Raw genomic sequence first — 18,504 nt, forward strand, 5'->3', positions numbered from 1 at the left:
TACATTATGGAAACTAACTTCACATATAGGTTCAGCCCTTCAGAAATATATACCAATGCATTTGTAGATCTGGATCTGTTCATTAAAAATGACACCACAGACACCATTAATTTTGACAGCGATAGCCTGATAACAATAACTTTTCCCGTTGGCAATACAGACACTACACTCGCATTAGATGCCAGTTTTAACGGCAAATCCCAAACGAAAAGTTTTAGTTGCGCTAAAGATAATCCGCAAGCAGCCATTTTTAATGTAACTGGCATAAAGCTTAACAATCCACTGGCGCCAGGTGCAGAGATCCACATAACGTTTGAACAAGTAGCCATTAATAGTATAGCTGGTACCGCCATCGTTGCTATCAATGATTATGTACTTACCGTGGAGCCAATTCCTTCGGAGGTACCGATTGTCAAAACAGTAGAGTCGAAGTTTGGGGTACTGGCCTATCTGCAACAGCTGGTTGTTGGCCTGGGACAATCTACATTACTTACCTGGTACTCCACGGGCTCTGCGAAGGTAAAAGTAGCAGGCTTCCCGGAAATACCTATAGAAAGGGAATTCCCTATACAAGAGCCTTCTCCTTATAGAGGAACCAGTCCTGTAAACATTGCTGCTACAGCAGCAAATACGCCATATACTGTTACTGCATACGATATAAATGGAAAAGCCAGTGATCCTGTAATCGTATACCTTTATCAAAGTCCTGCTATCATCAATGAATTTAAAGCATATAAAACAGCGGACCTGGCGCCTGGTCAGGAAGTAGGTGATGAACCATTGACAGCAGACCAATCTATTACACTTGACTGGACACTGACTTATGCGGCCAGTTCCCTTTTGAAAAAACCTGACAGATCTATCAGTAATCCTATTAATCCAATGACAGTAGTGCCAGGCAGAGACCTGGTTACAGCTTATCAAGGGAATTATGATGCCATGCCGGACTATGCCTCGTATAAGCTGAGCGCATTCGGATATAGTGATTCGAGACCTACACAAGAACTACGTTTCAAAATCAAACCAATCGGCATCAAATACTTTAAGTATAATACCAGAGCTGAGGATGGAACCTTATCCGGTGTCACCTGGGCAACAGATCCTCTCAACTGGCCGGCATTGGAAGTGCAATTAAGCAACCAACCTTATAAATTAATCATTACACATCCAGGAGGCACTAAAACAACCTATTACCTGGGAGATAATGATAGTCATCCGCAGATACAATATTTCAATCTTACTAAAAGCGGTAACCAGGGCACGTTTAGTTGGGTAGGCAAGAACCTTAAAACACTAGTACTTACCAGGCCTGATAACAGCACCTACAATGTTCCTGGTAACGTGAACACATATGGCACGCTCACTGAAGCACTGAAAACAGGAGAATATACATTGACTGGTACTGCTAACGACGGTAGCACTATTATCAGTAAGCTGAGTGCATGATTACACCAATCTAAAAACTATCGCTATGACAGAAAAAACACAAGCAATGCAACCCGGGACAGAACTTTTCAATGACCCGAACTGTGCCCTCACCATTACCCCACAGGGCTCCATTACTGACTATCCATCAGCGGTATCTAATCAGAATATAGCAGATGCTCATTCTGCTATCGCACAATTATCATTTGAAGATATCTGGAGACTTCCACCTTTCAGCATACAATACGGCAGCATCAGATTAGAAGTCCGGGGCGTTATTGCCGGCGGTGGCCGCAGCTGGGAGATCCTAATCAATGGCACCAATGGTAGCGGGCCCATCTCATCTACATTGGTACAAGGGAACGTAGTAACTGCTTCTACTGATGACAGGCGGGCATACGTTCAACGTATGGTACAAAATGCACTGGTGCAAAGTCTTGCTACTAAAAACATCACTGATGTAACCGGTCCTTGTAGATAATCAACATGCCGGGCCGTAGCAATACGGCCTGGTTTCTATCTGCCTAAGCAAACAATCATTAACCAGCATAAACAAAATCCAGTTCATCGTTTATCCATTAACGTTAACATTTTATTTTATGGCAAAAACAATTGCAGTAAATGAAGGAGAAGTAGGTCAGGCTACAGGTCAGGACATACTCGAGTATCCCAATATCAATAGCTGCCTGTCTATCACAGCAGTATTTACCGATGGTAAAAGATATGGTGGTCATGTGGTGATGTTTAATACAGATAAGCAGCTTACGTTAAAAGAAATCTGTGATAAGATTATCGCCAACAAAGGTAATAGTACCAGGTTGATCATCATCGGCGATATAGGTACCTGGAATCAGAACTGGTCGCAGCTTCCGCAGACAAGCAACTTGACAATCAATGGTAAAAAAGTAACCAGTGTGGCTGGTCTCGGCCCTGCCATGGGCTTCACTACCAACGACAACTGGGATACTGATAACTGTGTTACTTCCGGCGGTTCTTACGATGTATACTTTGAATATGCAGGTACTACCAGGCAAATCAGGGTGCATGATAAAAAGACCAACAGTAATTGTCCTTATTTCAATAACAAAACCTGGTAATCCTCTTTGTTCGTCGGTATTCTCCAAAGTGAATACCGGCGGCATTTTCATGAAATCATTTCTACGGAAATCCTGAAAAATTATTATGCATGGAGCATAAAACAATTGTTGACCTGATATCCAGGTTCCCTGTTGGCAAAGCCAATGACAAAGCGCTCGTATTCCTGGATCATAACGGTAATGAATCTACGGTATTTACCTATCGTACGCTTAAACAGCAATGTATTATCATCGCGGAAAATCTCTGCCATCATCTTTCCTCAAAAGAAATTGTATTACTATGTGCTCGGGAGCAGACGGAGTTTACAACTGCATTCTTCGGCTGTATGATGGCTGGCGTGATACCTGCGCCCATGGCGCCAGTACGTAATAATAAAGATAAAAATGGGATGGAGCGTATAATCCGGATTTTACAACAACGGACCATCCGCACTATACTAGTGGCCGAAGAGCAGCTACCGCTGTTCAGGCAAGCCATACAGGAAGCAGGGCTGGCAAATATACAGATTGTGGTGCTGGACCGCCTGCAGCAGCAGAATATCAGTGTGGTAGAATTACCAGCCATCCATGAAGACGATATCGCTTACATTCAATATACATCAGGTTCTACCAGCGTTCCAAAAGGAGTGGTGATTCGCCACCGCAATGCGATGAGTAACCTGGCCTTTATGTACAATAGCTTCCAGCGGAGCGAGCCTGTGCGGGTAGCCGGATGGCTGCCTTTCCATCATGATATGGGGCTAATAGGTCATCTACTGACCGTACTCTTTGAACATGGGTTTGGCGTGTTTATCAATCCACAGACGTTTATGGCTACACCAACGCTGTGGCTGAAAATGATTGGACAATACCAGGCTAATGCCGCTGCAGCGCCACCTTTCGCGTTCGACCTGTGTTGCAATAAAATCAATACTACACAAGGCTTGCAGCTATCTTCCTGGAAATATGTTTATGTAGGTGCTGAAACAGTTTCTCCCGAAATCCTACAACGATTTGCCACAAAATTTAAAGATACAGGCTTCGACATACATGCATTCAAACCTGTTTATGGACTGGCAGAAGCCACATTGCTGGCCGCTGGCGGCGGAGAAGGGTTAGATGAGTTGCTAACCTTCATGCATACACGACAAATAGGAAATACTTCAAGATCCCTCCTTCCCTATCGTATAGGCGATGACGTTAGCATCTCCATACATCATACCATCACAGGCGAAAAGCTGACAGCTGGTCAAGAAGGTGAAATTTATATACAAGGAACTGGCAATGCCAGCGGCTACCTGGAAGACAAACTGCAACAAAGCATCACAGATGATGCACCATTGAAAACCGGCGACACTGGCTTCATTCAGGGTAATCATCTTTATATTACCGGCAGAACAAAAGATATCATTATTGTTCGTGGTGTCAATTATACCGCCGATGACCTGGAGAGCACGATACGCCATCAACAACCTGGAATAGCCACCAACAATCGTACTGTATGTATTGCGCACATTGGTTCTTCAGAAGAATTGCTGGTATTTCAAGAGATACACCGGCATACAGACATAGCCAACAAAGAAAGTATCATTACGCATATCAATGGCAGTCTGGCAGAAAGCTATGGCATTGTTCCTGACAACGTAGTACTGGTCCCTTCAGGCTGCATTCCCAGAACAAGCAGTTATAAGGTATCTCGCAAAACCTGTCTGGACAGCTATCTAGAAGGCACCCTACCGGTCATTTATGATGCAAAACATACCAACGACAATACGATTGTGAATACAGATGATGATGTAGTGATTGTGGCAATGGCTTGTCGCTTCCCTGGTGCAGACTCACCTGAAGCTTTCTGGGAGCTGCTGCAACGAGGCGGTGATGCGATCCGTGAAGTACCTGCGAGTCGTTGGGCGAATGAGGTTTTCTATGATGAAAAACCAGCGATGCCTGGTAAAGTAAATACGCGCTGGGGCGGGTTTATAGATAATATAGATCAGTTTGATCCGGCATTATTCGGCATTTCGCCGTATGAGGCGCCAGAAATAGATCCGCAGCAACGTTTGCTGATGGAGACATCGTGGCGGCTGCTGGAGAATGCAGGATGGAAGAAGGAAAACCTGGCAGGCAGCGATACCGGCGTCTTTTTAGGCGTTAGCACTAACGATTACCTCTATATGAAAATAAAGCTCATTCCGGGTATGGAGAGCTTTAATGCCTATTCGGGGCTGGGCAATGCGAATAGTCTGACTGCGAACAGGATTTCGTATACCTATGACCTGAAAGGCCCCAGCATAGCGGTGGATACAGCCTGTTCTTCTTCACTGACAGCCTTTCATCTCGCGGTGAAGGCAATACGAAATGGAGAATGTACCCAGGCGATTGCCGGTGGTGTAAATGCGTTATTATCTCCCGGGCCCACCATTACCTTATCACAGTTTGGGATGATGTCGCCAGTAGGCAGATGCAAAACTTTTGATGCCAGCGCAGATGGTTATGTACGTGCAGAAGGATGCGGGCTCGTCATGCTAAAACGAAGATCTGCTGCCATTTTGGACGGAGATAATATTTTGGCTACAGTGCTGGCAAGTAGTACAGGGCAGGATGGAAAAAGCAACGGCATCACCTCTCCCGATGGAGATGCGCAGTACCGACTGATTGCAAGGACATTAGCCGAAGGTAACATTGATGCAGCAAGCATTTCCTATATAGAAGCACATGGCACCGGCACAGCGTTGGGAGATCCGGTGGAGATGGAGCAACTGGTGAAGATATACGGTCAACAAGGAAATCCTTGCTATGTAGGTGCTGTAAAAGCCAATATTGGGCATTTGGAGGCTGGCGCTGGTATTGCGGGCATCATCAAATCAGTGCTGATATTGCAGCACGGTAAAGTTCCACCGCAACCACATCTGCAGGAATTAAATCCACGCATACATCTGGAAGGCAGCAGACTGAAAATAGCCACCGTGTTAAATGATTGGGCCCCGGGCATACGACGCCGAGCAGCGGTTAGCTCATTTGGTTTCGGTGGCGCGCTGGCGCATGCCATCCTGGAAGAAGCAGCACCAGTAAAACCATTGGCAACACAAAGAAATCCTTCTTTCTTTCAGATACCATTTATCTTCTCTGCTCATTCTGCCGAAGGCTTATTACATCAGGCAGATAACTGGATCGACTATTTGAAAACAGAACCAGCAATAGATATGCATGACCTGTGCTTTACGCAGGCCACCAGTCGTACTGATCTGCGATATCGACAGGCATTCCTTGCTGATAGCAAAAATGTATTGCTGCAAAAGCTGAAAGCCTTTAAAGACGGCATTTACCAGCCTAATGACCTGATATCTGATGGACTCCGTTGTTTTATTTTTTCTGGTCAGGGAGATCAGTATATGAGTATGGGAAGAGAATTATATTTTCATTTTCCTGCGTTCCGTCGGGCATTTGACCGCTGCGCCGCTGCCGTGGATGATCCTGCAACAGGTTATTCATTAACCGCTTTGATCAACCACAAAGACGATGGCGCATTTGTGATGAACCATGATTATCAGCCAGTATTATTTGGGGTACAGTATGGGTTGGGGATTTTACTGGAAGAAGCAGGCTGTGTCCCGAATATATTACTGGGCCATAGTATTGGCGAATACGCAGCTGCTTGTCTGGCTGGCTGTTTCGAGCCCGAAACAGGCATATTGCTGTTGAAAAAGAGAAGCGAATTATTTCAAACGCTTACGGAGTGGGGTTCTATGCTCACCGTTTTTGCAGATAAAGAAACAGTAGCGAAGGCCATTGCAGCCTATCCTGACCTTTGCATTTCTGCGATTAATAGTCCGGCCAAAACCGTTGTTTCTGGCAGTGGTGAATCTCTCAGCGCACTGGCGGCATATTGTAACGAACAAAAGATAAGCACCTACCAGCTAAAAGTGGCACAGGCTTTCCACAGCCATCTCATGGACCCTATGCTGGAGCCTTACCGCGAATACCTTTCACAGTTTACATTTAAGGCTCCTTCCAGGCGATGGATTTCTTCTTTACTAGGAAGAGAAATGACCATTGCTCCTGATGCCGAATACTGGGTGAAGCAAACCAGACAGGCGGTGAATTTCCGCCAGGCATTGATGTTGCTGGCTGAGGAGCGTATACGGGAGTTTGTAGAGATAGGGCCAGGAGGAAATACGCTTTTAGCTGTCAGCGAAACCATAGACTGTAGCAATGCGCAGCTATTACGTACACTCAATTTTCGCAAGGGCGACAGAACAGAGGCGTACTTCCTCTTGGAAGCAATATGTAAAATGTATACCGCGGGCGCGCAAATACACTGGGAGCAAGTGATGCGAGGCCAGGCTGTTCCAGCAGCTATACCCGGACAAGCATTTCAGCATAAGCGTTATTGGCTGGAAGGTTTGAGTCCTGAACAGCTGACAGCCTTTGCTATGCCTTCGCAACAGCCTCGCACTACCAGGCAGACTTTTAAAAATAGCTTCTACCAGATCAACTGGAACCCAGCAGGAAGTATTGCATCAGCAATACCTGAAGAGCTGCTGCACAAAAAGATTAACTGGATTATAGCAGCGCCGTCGGGGAATATTACGCAGCAACTATTGCAGCAATTAAAAGCTACGCAAAAAAGCGTGTATTGGTTTAGTACTGGTACCGGCGAAAATGGGAAATACCGACCGGATTATCAGTTTGACATAAATTCCAGCAAAGGTGATTATCGTAAGGCTTTGGATAAAGTAGTAAATCTGCAAAGGAAAGAGAATGAACGCGAGTGGAAAATTATTTATGCAGATGCAGGAATAGGTGAAAACAATATTGTCACCATTGAAAAAAATACAGCCGTTAGCGTTAGTATGCTCGTTCCATTTTTACAGGCAGTGAAAGAAAGTGCAATGGTAATGCCTTTGTGGCTGCTGACACGTATGTCGCAGCCGGTGCCGGTGGCAGACCAGGAATTACAGCTGAATGCCGCTACGTTATGGGGTTTCGGAAAAACATTATTCCTGGAGCATCCCGAATGGAGAGGTGGCATGATCGATATTGCCACCGTAGCGGATGTGCCGGCGTTGCTGCATAAAGTTGTGCAGCCAGGAAAAGAACATTGCATCACCCTTCGCAACGGACAACAATATATAACGCAGTTGCAAGCTGTTGCGGAAATGCCGGCGGCCACGCTTACACTCCGTAACGATGGCGCCTATATTATAACCGGCGGCTTCGGCGGGCTGGGCCTCGCCTGCGCCCAATGGCTGGCAGGCAAAGGTATCAAGCACCTCGTGCTGATAGGCAGACGAAGTTTACCGGCAGCAGAAAATTGGGCACAAGTCCCTGCTGAACATCCAGCGTATAAGGTAATACAACAGCTGCTAGACTTGCAATGGGAAGGCATACACGTAGAAGTACACAGCATAGATGTGCGTGACAAATCCGCAATGGCCGCCATTTTCCAGCAGCTAGACAACAATGACATCCCTGTTCGTGGCGTGCTGCATGCCGCCGGCGTCAATTGGTTTTCCAAAGTAATTGAGCTGGACAACAGCAAACTGGCAGCAACATTGAAAATAAAGACAGATGCTTCCTGGCACTTACATGAGTTGACCAAAGACAGAGACCTGGATTGTTTCCTGCTGTTCTCATCTGTTTCTGCACTATGGGGATCAGTAGATCTCAGTCATTATACTGCCGCAAACTATTATATGGACATGCTCAGCAAATACAGGGCAGCATTGGGATTGCCAGCAACCTGCATTGATTGGGGTCCGTGGGCGGAAGCTGGCATGAGTGCAGGAGAGCAGGAAACCTATGTACTCGAACAGCTGGGCTTTAAGTTGATGAATACCAATAAGGCATTGGCTTGTATGGAAACAGCCCTGGCGCAAAAAACACCGCTGGTGTTGATTGCAGATATCGATTGGGAGAAATTCCGTTTGTTCACCGATTTTTCATTGCAGCCATCCTTATTTGCGGCAGTAACGAAGAACAGTACTGCCGCACGACCGGCGGCCAGCAACCTGGATAATATCCTGCATAGCACACCAGAAAAAGCCCGGTCCCAGATTGAAGAAGTGGTAAGAATGGAGCTACGGATGGTAATGCTAATAGAGTCTATGGATACCATCGACGCGAGGCAACGATTCAATTTCCTGGGAATGGATTCCCTGATGGCGATATCATTTGTAGCAAAGCTGGAACAGTATTTCCATTGCAAACTACCGGCTACGCTGGCTTACAACTATCCCACCATTGAGTCGGTGAGTGATTTTATTTTCTCGTTGGTATATGACAGCTGTGCAGCTAAGCTCCCTGTTGTTGAACAACAGCCGGAGGAAACGCCTGTGGCAACACCTAAAGTTGGTAAAGCATTCGTGTCTATGAATGAAAAGCGCCAGTCTGCGAAGCGGCGACTGTATTGTTTTCCGTACGCAGGTTCCGGGGCCTCTGCTTATTCGCGCTGGGCAGATGCCTTTGGAGAAGAGCTGGAAATCATTGCTGTGCAGCCTAGCGGCCGTGAAGAAAGGAGTCATGAGCCGGCATGTACAGCACTACCAGCACTGATAGCCGACTTAATGAATGATTATACTGATCCTGAAGAAACGTTTTATTTCTTTGGTCATAGTATGGGCGCGTTGGTGGCTTATGAGTTTTATGCCGCTTTACAACGCAGTGGCAGGAAGCTACCTGCAGGCATGATACTTTCCGGCTGCGGTGCGCCACTAGAAGCCAGTACAGGCACTTTACACCAGCTGAATGAAACTGCATTTATAGAAGAGGTACTGAGAAGCTATGGAGATCCGGGAGTAGCAGCAGCGCGCAGGCAAGCATTGCAACATACCAGTGAGCTACTGCGTGCAGATTTACAGGTGCTGGAATGTTATCAGCCAGGAGGCATGGCGATCAATATTCCATTGACAGTAGTGGCAGGCATCAGCGATCAGCTGGCCCCTCCTGCTGAAGTACGCCGCTGGATGGAGCTTTCCACCAACGACTTCTCTATCTGTTATCTCCATGCGGGACATGACCTGGTACAACAAAAGAGTCAGGACCTGATTAAAATTATCTCAGCAGCTATTAAGTAAAACACGATGAGTAACATGCGCAAACCCTGGTATAATGTTTTCGGAGGCAGGTATACTGGCGAGCAGCCTCCATTCTACAATACAGCGGAACTGCCTTGGGTCAGTGTGCTGGAAAACAACTGGGAAACCATCCGTGATGAGGTGACAGGACTCATGCACGAGCAGCCAGCTAAGCTAAAGCCATATTTCATTAATAAGTCCATGTCATTCCCACCAAAAAAATGGAAAACGATGGGATTGTATTTCTGGAAATTTACGATGCATGATAATTGCAAAAGATGTCCGGAAACGGTGAAGCTGATGAAGCAAATCCCTAATCTGACTTCCTGTTCGTTGAGTGTGCTGGAGCCGGGATCAAATATCAATCCGCACCAGGGCGATACGGATGCGATCATTCGTTGTCACCTTGGATTGTCGGTACCAGCAACGCTGCCAGATTGCGGCTTTCAGGTATCAAAGGAGATCAGACCCTGGGAAAATGGCAAGGCCCTACCCTTCTGTGATGCGCATACACATACCGCTTGGAACAACTCCGCGGAACGACGACTGATCCTTATCATTGATGTAATGCGGCCGGAATATGCCAAAAGTCAGAATATGATTTGTGCGCATGTATTGGCATCTTCCGTATTACAAATGTTATATCAACGGTTTGCATTTTTGGGTAGCCGTTCGGGTTATCTCAAAAAAAACCTCTACAACCTGCTACGGTATTCTATCTGGCTGGCATTACCGATTCAAAGATTGAAAATGTTCTGATAAAAAAACTCCTCTTTTACGAGGAGTTTTTTTATTTATTTCTCAGAGAAAAAAATCTCTATTTAAAAATATATGCTCCTGCTAAATTTTTAATAAATGCGCCTTAATTTAGCAACTTCGAGAATAAGGAATTATGTTTTATATCAGTGAAGTAACAAATCAGGCGCCAGCGGAGTTTAAGACACCCTTACAGGAGCAGGTATACCGCACCTTACAGCAGTTTGCGGAACCATTTGAGCGGGTAGATACCGCTCCGGCGATCACGATGGAAGATTGTATCCGGATAGATGAGCAACTGAACATGCGTACAGTGAAAACCTTGCTTCTCTGTAACCGGCAACAGACGAAATTCTACCTGTATATTACTACGGCCGGCAAACCGTTTGTGACCAAAGACCTTAGCAGTGCGATGGGTATTCCTCGCGTATCCTTCGCTTCAGTGGATTTGCTGCAAAATGTATTAGGCACGGATGTAGGAGCAGCCACTGTTTTTGGCGTGCTGCTGGACGCAACGCAAAAAGTAGAAGTGGTTATAGATAAAGCGGTGATGGCAGAAGAGTGGTATGGATGCAGTGATGGCACTACCACCAGCTATATGAAAGTACGCACCAGTTGGGTGATAAATGATTTCCTCACATATGCAAAGCATACACCTACGATTATAGAAATTTAATGTTTAATAACCTCCTTGTTTAGCAAGGAGGTTATTAAACTAGAAAGAATAACTGTAGAAAAAGAAATCAAAATCGCCCTTATCAGCACCAGCTTTCAGTAGTTCAAAGCTATAGTCGCACCAGCTGAAAACATCCTTAAAAGTCTCACCATCGTAAATATCCGATGCATACTCATTTACGATTCTCCTCGCCTGCTCTCTGTATCTTGTATGCTCCGTATCTTCCTGATTCATTACTTTATAAATCGCCAGAAACCAATCAGCGAGGCCTTTTACCTGTAGTCTGTCCCAAATGAATGAGCAATCGTATCCTTGTGGTCTTATTTCCTCTTCCCAATCGAAGTTGCAGAAATAGTAGACCACTAAAACATTATACAAATAGCAATATCGTTTGATGCCATTAAAAAACAGTTCCTCAGGGCCATAGTCGCTTAGCTCCGCATTTTCTGGCAGGTTGTTACTGTAAAAGATATCGTAGATATCCTTGACGGAGAGTTGGGTTTTACCATCATGGTATTTGTCTTTGATAGCAGCAAAGCTATCGGGCAGGTTGCTTAGTAATTGTTCTTGTTTTATGCCGTAAATCCAGATCTGGGCGCTCATAGGTGGATGTTCATTATTAGCTTGAAGTTATTATTATTAAATATATAAACCTATTTACAATAGAAAAGGGCGTAATAATCAATTTTCACTTTTAAGTAAGATTTCTGGCTACGCCAAACTAATCAAACAAGGATCATATGGTGAAGCCATCATTGTTCATACTTTGAATATAGATCTATGGAAATTATCTATTGCCACTACCAGAGGAATTATGTATAGCAAACTTCAGGGGTCAATGCTGGATAATGTGGTGCTACCTATTTTACCATTTGAAAAAACTGCTAATTAATGGTTTCATTTTAACCAGGTAAAATAATATACGCAACCCATAACAGAGGAATTAACAACCTGCAAAACTTCGTTTAGTACACCTTTTTACCACCACTAAAAATCCCCCATACTTTCTGCAACAATGTTTGCTTCGGCTTTTCATTGTTGAAAATCTGCTGCAAATCCTGTTTAACAGGTTTTTCTTTCACCTCTTTCAAACTTGTTATCAGCCTGTTCTTAGGCCCGAAGGCATCATGATCAGCGATCAGTGATTCAAACTCCTCTAACACTTCATCCATTGAGACTTTTTGTGGTGTGCTGCTGATACCTGCCATGGCTAAAACGCGCACATAACCATAATCGCCCATGGTTAAGGAATAACCAGGCCATTGATAGCCACAGGATTCCCATAAACTGAATATACTCTGGTTGATCATAATCTTCTTAGCCAGGGTATCGATGATCAGGGTATTAAAGGTCACGTCGTCATCCTCTGCTGGCAAGGCCATAGCTGGTCTCTTTTTCAGCAAGGGTACTGCATTCACGCCGTAGTCAATAATTTTTTCTATGGTAATGTTAGCCGTTTTGGTAATAAATTCACCCGCTTCATCTTTAATAACTACCAGCGCTTCGGCCCAGGCCTCGTCAAAATCATTGACGATATCGTCTGCGGCTACACGCTCCGGCTCATCATACTTCTGCCATGATAAATAATTAAGACTGAAGACCTTCTCCGCATCATACATTCTATTTGCCAGTTGCTGTACTTCCCATCCAGGCCACTTTTCCGCCAATTTCGACACATAGTAATCAATAACTGTGCTCTCATTGGGAAATTCCAGCGCCCAGAAATATAAATGCCTTGCATCCATATCTATCAACACACATCCTTCCATCCACACCTCATCTAATAACTCTTCATTAACCGTACATTCCCGTACCATATCAAGGAATTTTTTCTCCCCCTGGTACAAATCACTGGTCATGCTATTGCCTCCCCATTTATGGTAGTAAATGGTTTGTTTGTTTCCTTTCCTGACTACATAGTTTACTCTTTGTCCCATTGTTAACTGCTTAAGTATCTAAATGTAAATGAAATACAAAGTGATTTTTCGCCCTGGTGCCAGCTATTTTTCGCTGTCAGATAAGCTCTTTTCAGCTGTAAGATTGATGGGGGCGCACGCGAACTTTGTTATCGTTATTTCATCATTCATCTAAAAACTTAAAAATCATGAGTAATCAAGTTTCCAAGACCGGACTTTTTGTGGTGCAATTCCAGATTGGCAAAGAAGTGCCAGGGGCACCTGAACTACATCTATCGTTGACAGTTAATACCGTTACCCACCAGGTAAGAGGACTGGGAAATGTTTCACAGACAACCAATCCAACCCTTCAGCTTCCCACCTATGTAAAAGGAAATTATTTTATCTCTCCGCTTCTTCCGCCTGCAGAATACCCAATAACCGTGCAGTTGACAGGTTGGCCCGCTGAAACTAATCCACTCAGTACAATCGTGCTGTATCCTAATACCGAGATATTCATGCATGTGAATGAGAGTTGGACAGCTGGTGTTTGCAGCTATAAATATGAATTAAATGGCAGATGGCATCCCGTTCCAGATGTGCCAGTAAAAATTATCCAGACAGCGGCCCTTACCCCAGTAAGTTAATTTTTGTCTGTCCCTTTTTCCTATACCGTCCTAAATATTCCTACTATGGTGACTTCTTTAAAAAATCTTAGTTATCCAGCATTTATAGCTCAAGCCGGACCAGCGCTCGACACGTTCCTGCAAACAGAACGCAGCGTCATCAACGGACATACCATCCACCGTGAACAGGCATTGGAAGACATGCATAATTTTATACGCGGTGAATTCCCTATCCATTGGGTACCAACCAGCAATGTAACGACTGTGCAGATCTCTAACGCATGTATTGCGGCATTGATCACTTGCTCCGTAGATATTCTGGCAGTGATGTTCCAGCTATTGGGCTTGCCCGAAGAGGTGACAGAAGATGCCGCCGAACAGGTAATGAAGAGTGTCCCTGCCGAAGAACTGAGCGGATTGGAGCAACTCTTTAAAAACCTTGCTGATGCTGATTCCATGACAGATAAAGCCAAGGCCATGTTTGCCATATTTGCAGGCATTTACAAGGTGACGGGGATACGTCAGATCCTGGGTGCAATCGAGCATAATATGGCCTGGTATGAATGGGTCATCATGGGCGCCACCATTAGTGCGCAGATTGTCGCCTGGATTGCCACTGATGGCGTGGCCGCTGTTGCTGAACTGGTATTGCTTACTGCAGCCGTAGGACAAGCTGTTGCAGATGCTGTGCTCGCCGTAACAAATTGTGCTATAAATTAGTGAGATAAATTAATCCCAATATGGCACAACAAATGTCCCAAATTAAACATGTCGTTCACCTCATGTTGGAAAACAGGTCGCTGGACAATGTGTTAGGATGGCTGTATGAAGATACCGGCAACGTGCCGGCCGTCAACCTGATCGACACACAGGCCCCTCCTGCTTATTACGGCCTCACAAATGATATGTATAATCTTAGTAGTCCCGAACCAGGGGCTACTAAGGAATATGTATCCAAGGCTCCAGACAACAACCTCGCCATTCCGGCCTTTGACCCTTATGAAATTTTTCAGCATGTCAAGAAGCAAGTGTACACTTCCCTGACAACCGGTCAATACCCTTCAGGTCCTGAAATGGGCGGCTTCTATCAGGATTATGCCACTGATTTCGATTCTCCGCAAGACATCATGATGGCCTTTACCCCGCAGAACTTACCTGTTATCAATGGCCTCGCAAAAAATTTTGCAGTATGCGACAGATGGTTCTCTTCTGTGCCTACGCAAACATTCTGTAACAGAGCATTTGCAGCCACAGGAAATTCAGAAGGTAAAGACTGGCTTACAGGAGCAACATTGCAGTACCTGGACAATTCTCAGTTTCTTGAATTCACTTCCAACACACATTGGAATGTATTAAGCAACAATGGTAAAGACAAGCCGACCGACTGGATGATATATTACAGTCAGTTATTCTGGTTGAGAGAGTATTGTCTTACCAGGGATTTGTTTAAGGAATTAAAGGATTCCAGCCTGGATGCCAACTTTGCAAGTATAGATTCATTCTATACAGCCGCTGCAAATGGTTCACTGCCTTCCTATAGCTTTCTGGAGCCTGACTGGGGCCTCATGTATTGGAAGCTGGGGATCGATGGCACCGACTACCACCCACCTGGAAATGTAGGCAAAGGAGAAGTTTTCCTACAACAGGTATATGATGCCGTGTCACAAGGGCCTGCATGGAACGAGACCCTGCTGATCATTACATTCGATGAACATGGCGGCACTTATGATCATTATCCTATAAATACCAACGCTCAAGCGCCTGGTAATGTCAGTTCAGCACCCGAATATCCATTCGACTTCAAGACATTCGGCGTAAGAGTACCGGCTATACTGGTATCTCCATGGGTGCCACAAGGAGCGGTATTTCGTATGCCCGACGGAGAAACACCATTTGATCATACTTCTGTTATTGCAACTGTATTGGATTGGATGGGTATAGACCGTTCCTTATGGAACCTGGGCAATCGCGTGGCAGCGGCACCCACCCTTGATCCTGTGCTTTGCAATGAAACGCCTAGAACCGACGTTCCTATTATTCAGGCAGCGCCTTATACAAGTAGTGCAACCCCGCCACCTGTCAGCGACCTGCACAAACTGATCGTGGCAAGAGCATGGCGATATGCAGCAGAGAAAAATAATCCTTCCATCATCTAAAAAAATCGGGGCTGACAAAACCAGCCCCGATTCATTTATGGCAAATAGAGTTCATGACGTACAGCAAACAACACCAAACCTGTTCTGGACTTAATCTCCAGCTTATCAAACAATTCCTGACGGTAATTATCGATCGTATGTGGACTCAATCGCATCTCTGCTGCTATCTCTTTATACGTAAACTCAGAGCAACATAATTGCAAAAAACGGATTTCATTTTCACTCAGCTGACTCAGTATATCATTCGGTCCGGTATATCCCTGCAAGCTTCGCAGCATCTTCCCTGACACCACATCGTTTAGGTAAAACCCTTGCTCGTTAATTCCTGTTATGGCACTAACAACATCGCCTATACGAGATTCTTTAAGTAAATATCCACCGGCACCGTTCTTCAGCATTTTAATAATCGGCTTATCATCTTCAAAAGTGCTAAGAGCAAGGATATGCACGGCAGGATAATGCTGCCGGAGCCACTGTGCGGAAGTATATCCATCAACTATAGGCATGTTGATGTCCAGCAAGATTACATCCGGCAAATCATCTAATTTAATTTTCTCCTGCATTTCCCTACCATTGGCCGCTTCAAAAACCAACTGTATTTCTTTATACTCCGACAGCAAGCTAATCAGTCCTTGCCGGAATAAAGTATGATCATCTACCAATGCTATTCGTATCATATTTCCTGTATGGTTATTTGTTAAGAAGGTAAACTAATTTTAATGGTAGTACCTGTGCCAGGAACTGCATTTATATCTACGGAAGCTCCTACCAAGGCAGCTCTGCGCAATATACTTGACAGCCCCATGCCAGTATTGTTTGCTAAAACTGTATTTAAATCAAAACCAATTCCATTATCGTTAATGGATAAACGAAGTTGTTGCTGATCATAGGCTTGATGCACGGTTATTTCAGTTGCCTGCGCATGTCGGAGGATGTTGTGCAATGTTTCCTGGAAAATCCGAAATATGATCAGCTCTTTTTCCGGCATAGCAGGCATCTGGTGCAGACTCCCGGTATACACGACTTTATGTCTGCCAGCTTTTTCCAGCCATTCCAGTTCAAAAGCGATGGCATGAGGAAGCCCTTTTGCTACCAGTTCTTCTCCGTGCATAAGTCGCGATAGTGCGCGTATTTCCTGAATGCTACGCCTCACCAGTGACTCTGCGGCCATAAGCTTTTCGTTGGCTTTCTGTTTGTTGTCCAGGTCTACGGCGCTCAACGTTATGACAACGAGGCCAAGTAACTGGTTGATATTATCATGCAGATCATTGCCAATCGTTTTCAATGTCTGCTCCTGGACCTCCATTTGTGATTGCAATAATTCATGTCGGAAGTTTTGTTGTAGCCACTCTTTTTCCTCCTGATGGCGGCGTTTTCTGCGGTTGTATACTACTACATATACGATCAGGAAACCTGGCGCTATCAGGAAAATTGCGCTAAGCCAGGCAATGAGCGAAATTATTTCTGTTGACGATAACGGCATATGAATGCGTATATCCAGCTACCATACAGCACTATATTGAGTATAGAAAAGATGATATATCTCAACGAATAGTGTACGCTATTTACAGCGGGGGTATGCAGGAGGTATTTAAAAAAGATATTGGTTACGATACCACCAAAATAAAATATCAATACTCCATTTACCCACCAGAAAGGCGCATAGTTTCCAAGGCGGATGTAAGCATCACTTTCAAGGACCTGGTAATGGTAGTATAAAGATGTACAGACAAATACCACTGCCATTAATACCACTACCTGACTACTGTATTTGGAAAAATGATTATAAAAAGATTCTATCAGGTACAGCGTAAAGAAGATCCCCAACCAAACCAATAATAGCCAGCGTTTTATTCCAAATGGCTTCATCAATAGAAACAGGAATATGCTGATACAAATACATTCTATTGGAAGATAGTAATTGTAAAGAAAGGCATTACTAACGTGGTTGGTTACACGTATATGTATTCCTAAGGTTTCTGTCAGGCAAACGACAAGCAGGTATGCAGGGAAGCATTTCCAGGCAAGGCTTTCATCATTTCTCAGACAAAAAACACCTGTCAGGAAGCAGCTCCACTCAGCGATGGTATTGACAGAAAGATAAGACATCATAATTTCCCTTTGGCGTTGTTTTTATTCTCCAGCAAGGTGGCGCCCTGTGCATTACAGTTGGAAGGAGGTGGGCACATTTCTCCACTGTTGGCGAGTGCGGATGCCTCTATGATAAATCCATGTCTGTTAATGCTATCATAGGGGTCAGGATAATAATCCGCATGTATAGTATCGGTTCCGCTGACAATATCCTTTGTAGGAACGAACAACAGCGTATTAAGCCCCCAAAAAGAAGTATCAGGCGCTGGTTCCTGTCCTTTGGTGAATTTACGGTCGTAGGTTAAATTATAGGCAGCAAAATAAAAGCGTACACCTGTGCCGGTGTCAGCTTTGATCAGGTCCAGCAGGCGTTGCATACGCCATGCAGGAAACCATATGCAGCGGGAGTTTTCCACCATTACGCCCTGGGTAGAGATATCACCTAAAAGACCAGGATAACGAGTTACGGAGTCTTTCCATTTTGAGTAGTTCCGTACATATTCTTTTGCCCGCTGTACCGACAAAGAATAGGAAGAATCTACGGCAGGCCAGTGAGTGGTTCCATGAGGGTTATCTGGATGCAAATTATAGCCGATAAACCCGGATGAAACAGCAGTACATATGAAAGCAACAATAAGGAAAAGTCTTTTACGGTAATGGGAATTCATGATAAAGGGATTGGGTGTATAAAGTAATATCAGGCTAAGGGGAACAGTTGGCAATTCTC

General features: G+C 44.7%; 15 protein-coding genes. 9 read left to right on the plus strand and 6 right to left on the minus strand.

Features of this window, described 5'->3' with window-relative positions; translation table 11 throughout:
- Positions 1-6 precede the first annotated feature (6 nt).
- The 6 genes from ACE38W_RS14080 (at position 7) to ACE38W_RS14105 (ending at position 11,009) form a co-directional block, all read left to right on the plus strand.
- Entirely contained in the window at positions 7-1,446 is a 1,440-nt protein-coding gene (locus ACE38W_RS14080) for a hypothetical protein (protein WP_375831798.1), read from the plus strand.
- Positions 1,447-1,471: 25 nt separating this feature from the next.
- Positions 1,472-1,906: a hypothetical protein gene (locus ACE38W_RS14085; protein ID WP_375831800.1), complete on the plus strand. Its 435-nt coding sequence runs from the start codon at positions 1,472-1,474 to the stop codon at positions 1,904-1,906.
- A 118-nt stretch (positions 1,907-2,024) separates the two neighbouring features.
- Entirely contained in the window at positions 2,025-2,522 is a 498-nt protein-coding gene (locus ACE38W_RS14090) for a hypothetical protein (RefSeq protein WP_375831802.1), read from the plus strand.
- Positions 2,523-2,611: 89 nt separating this feature from the next.
- Positions 2,612-9,577: an SDR family NAD(P)-dependent oxidoreductase gene (locus tag ACE38W_RS14095; protein ID WP_375831804.1), complete on the plus strand. Its 6,966-nt coding sequence runs from the start codon at positions 2,612-2,614 to the stop codon at positions 9,575-9,577.
- A 6-nt stretch (positions 9,578-9,583) separates the two neighbouring features.
- Positions 9,584-10,336, plus strand: coding sequence for an aspartyl/asparaginyl beta-hydroxylase domain-containing protein (locus ACE38W_RS14100; protein WP_375831806.1), 753 nt, complete (start codon positions 9,584-9,586; stop codon positions 10,334-10,336).
- Between the two features lie 133 nt (positions 10,337-10,469).
- Positions 10,470-11,009, plus strand: coding sequence for a prolyl-tRNA synthetase associated domain-containing protein (locus ACE38W_RS14105; RefSeq protein WP_375831808.1), 540 nt, complete (start codon positions 10,470-10,472; stop codon positions 11,007-11,009).
- 39 nt (positions 11,010-11,048) lie between these two features.
- Here the strand turns inward: ACE38W_RS14105 and ACE38W_RS14110 are convergent, their stop codons facing one another.
- Positions 11,049-11,612: a hypothetical protein gene (locus ACE38W_RS14110; RefSeq protein ID WP_375831810.1), complete on the minus strand. Its 564-nt coding sequence runs from the start codon at positions 11,610-11,612 to the stop codon at positions 11,049-11,051.
- Positions 11,613-11,974: 362 nt separating this feature from the next.
- Positions 11,975-12,946, minus strand: a complete 972-nt coding sequence (locus ACE38W_RS14115; RefSeq protein WP_375831811.1) for a hypothetical protein — start codon at positions 12,944-12,946, stop codon at positions 11,975-11,977.
- A gap of 167 nt (positions 12,947-13,113) precedes the next feature.
- Here ACE38W_RS14115 and ACE38W_RS14120 point away from each other — a divergent pair, with 167 nt between their 5' ends.
- Genes ACE38W_RS14120 through ACE38W_RS14130 form a run of 3 tightly spaced genes read left to right on the plus strand, consistent with a single transcriptional unit; the run spans position 13,114 to position 15,686 of the window.
- Positions 13,114-13,551 carry a DUF1842 domain-containing protein gene (locus ACE38W_RS14120; protein WP_375831813.1) on the plus strand — a complete coding sequence of 146 codons (438 nt, stop codon included), beginning with the start codon at positions 13,114-13,116 and terminating at the stop codon, positions 13,549-13,551.
- Positions 13,552-13,596: 45 nt separating this feature from the next.
- A complete protein-coding gene (locus ACE38W_RS14125) occupies positions 13,597-14,250 on the plus strand; it encodes a hypothetical protein (RefSeq protein WP_375831814.1) in 654 nt (217 codons plus the stop codon).
- Between the two features lie 20 nt (positions 14,251-14,270).
- Complete coding sequence (locus tag ACE38W_RS14130; RefSeq protein WP_375831816.1) at positions 14,271-15,686, plus strand: alkaline phosphatase family protein; 1,416 nt, start codon at positions 14,271-14,273, stop codon at positions 15,684-15,686.
- A gap of 35 nt (positions 15,687-15,721) precedes the next feature.
- Here ACE38W_RS14130 and ACE38W_RS14135 read toward each other — a convergent pair whose 3' ends face one another.
- Genes ACE38W_RS14135 through ACE38W_RS14150 form a run of 4 tightly spaced genes read right to left on the minus strand, consistent with a single transcriptional unit; the run spans position 15,722 to position 18,445 of the window.
- Complete coding sequence (locus ACE38W_RS14135) at positions 15,722-16,363, minus strand: response regulator (RefSeq protein ID WP_375831817.1); 642 nt, start codon at positions 16,361-16,363, stop codon at positions 15,722-15,724.
- Between the two features lie 20 nt (positions 16,364-16,383).
- Positions 16,384-17,169 carry a sensor histidine kinase gene (locus tag ACE38W_RS14140; RefSeq protein ID WP_375831818.1) on the minus strand — a complete coding sequence of 262 codons (786 nt, stop codon included), beginning with the start codon at positions 17,167-17,169 and terminating at the stop codon, positions 16,384-16,386.
- Positions 17,145-17,798, minus strand: a complete 654-nt coding sequence (locus ACE38W_RS14145) for a hypothetical protein (RefSeq protein ID WP_375831820.1) — start codon at positions 17,796-17,798, stop codon at positions 17,145-17,147. The genes ACE38W_RS14140 and ACE38W_RS14145 overlap by 25 nt, the downstream gene beginning before the upstream one ends.
- Positions 17,795-18,445 (minus strand): hypothetical protein, encoded by a 651-nt coding sequence (locus ACE38W_RS14150; RefSeq protein WP_375831822.1) that lies wholly within the window; start codon positions 18,443-18,445, stop codon positions 17,795-17,797. Before ACE38W_RS14150 ends, ACE38W_RS14145 begins: the two co-directional genes overlap by 4 nt.
- Positions 18,446-18,504 lie beyond the last annotated feature (59 nt).

The organism is Chitinophaga sp. Hz27 (assembly GCF_042263525.1).
Classification (GTDB): domain Bacteria; phylum Bacteroidota; class Bacteroidia; order Chitinophagales; family Chitinophagaceae; genus Chitinophaga.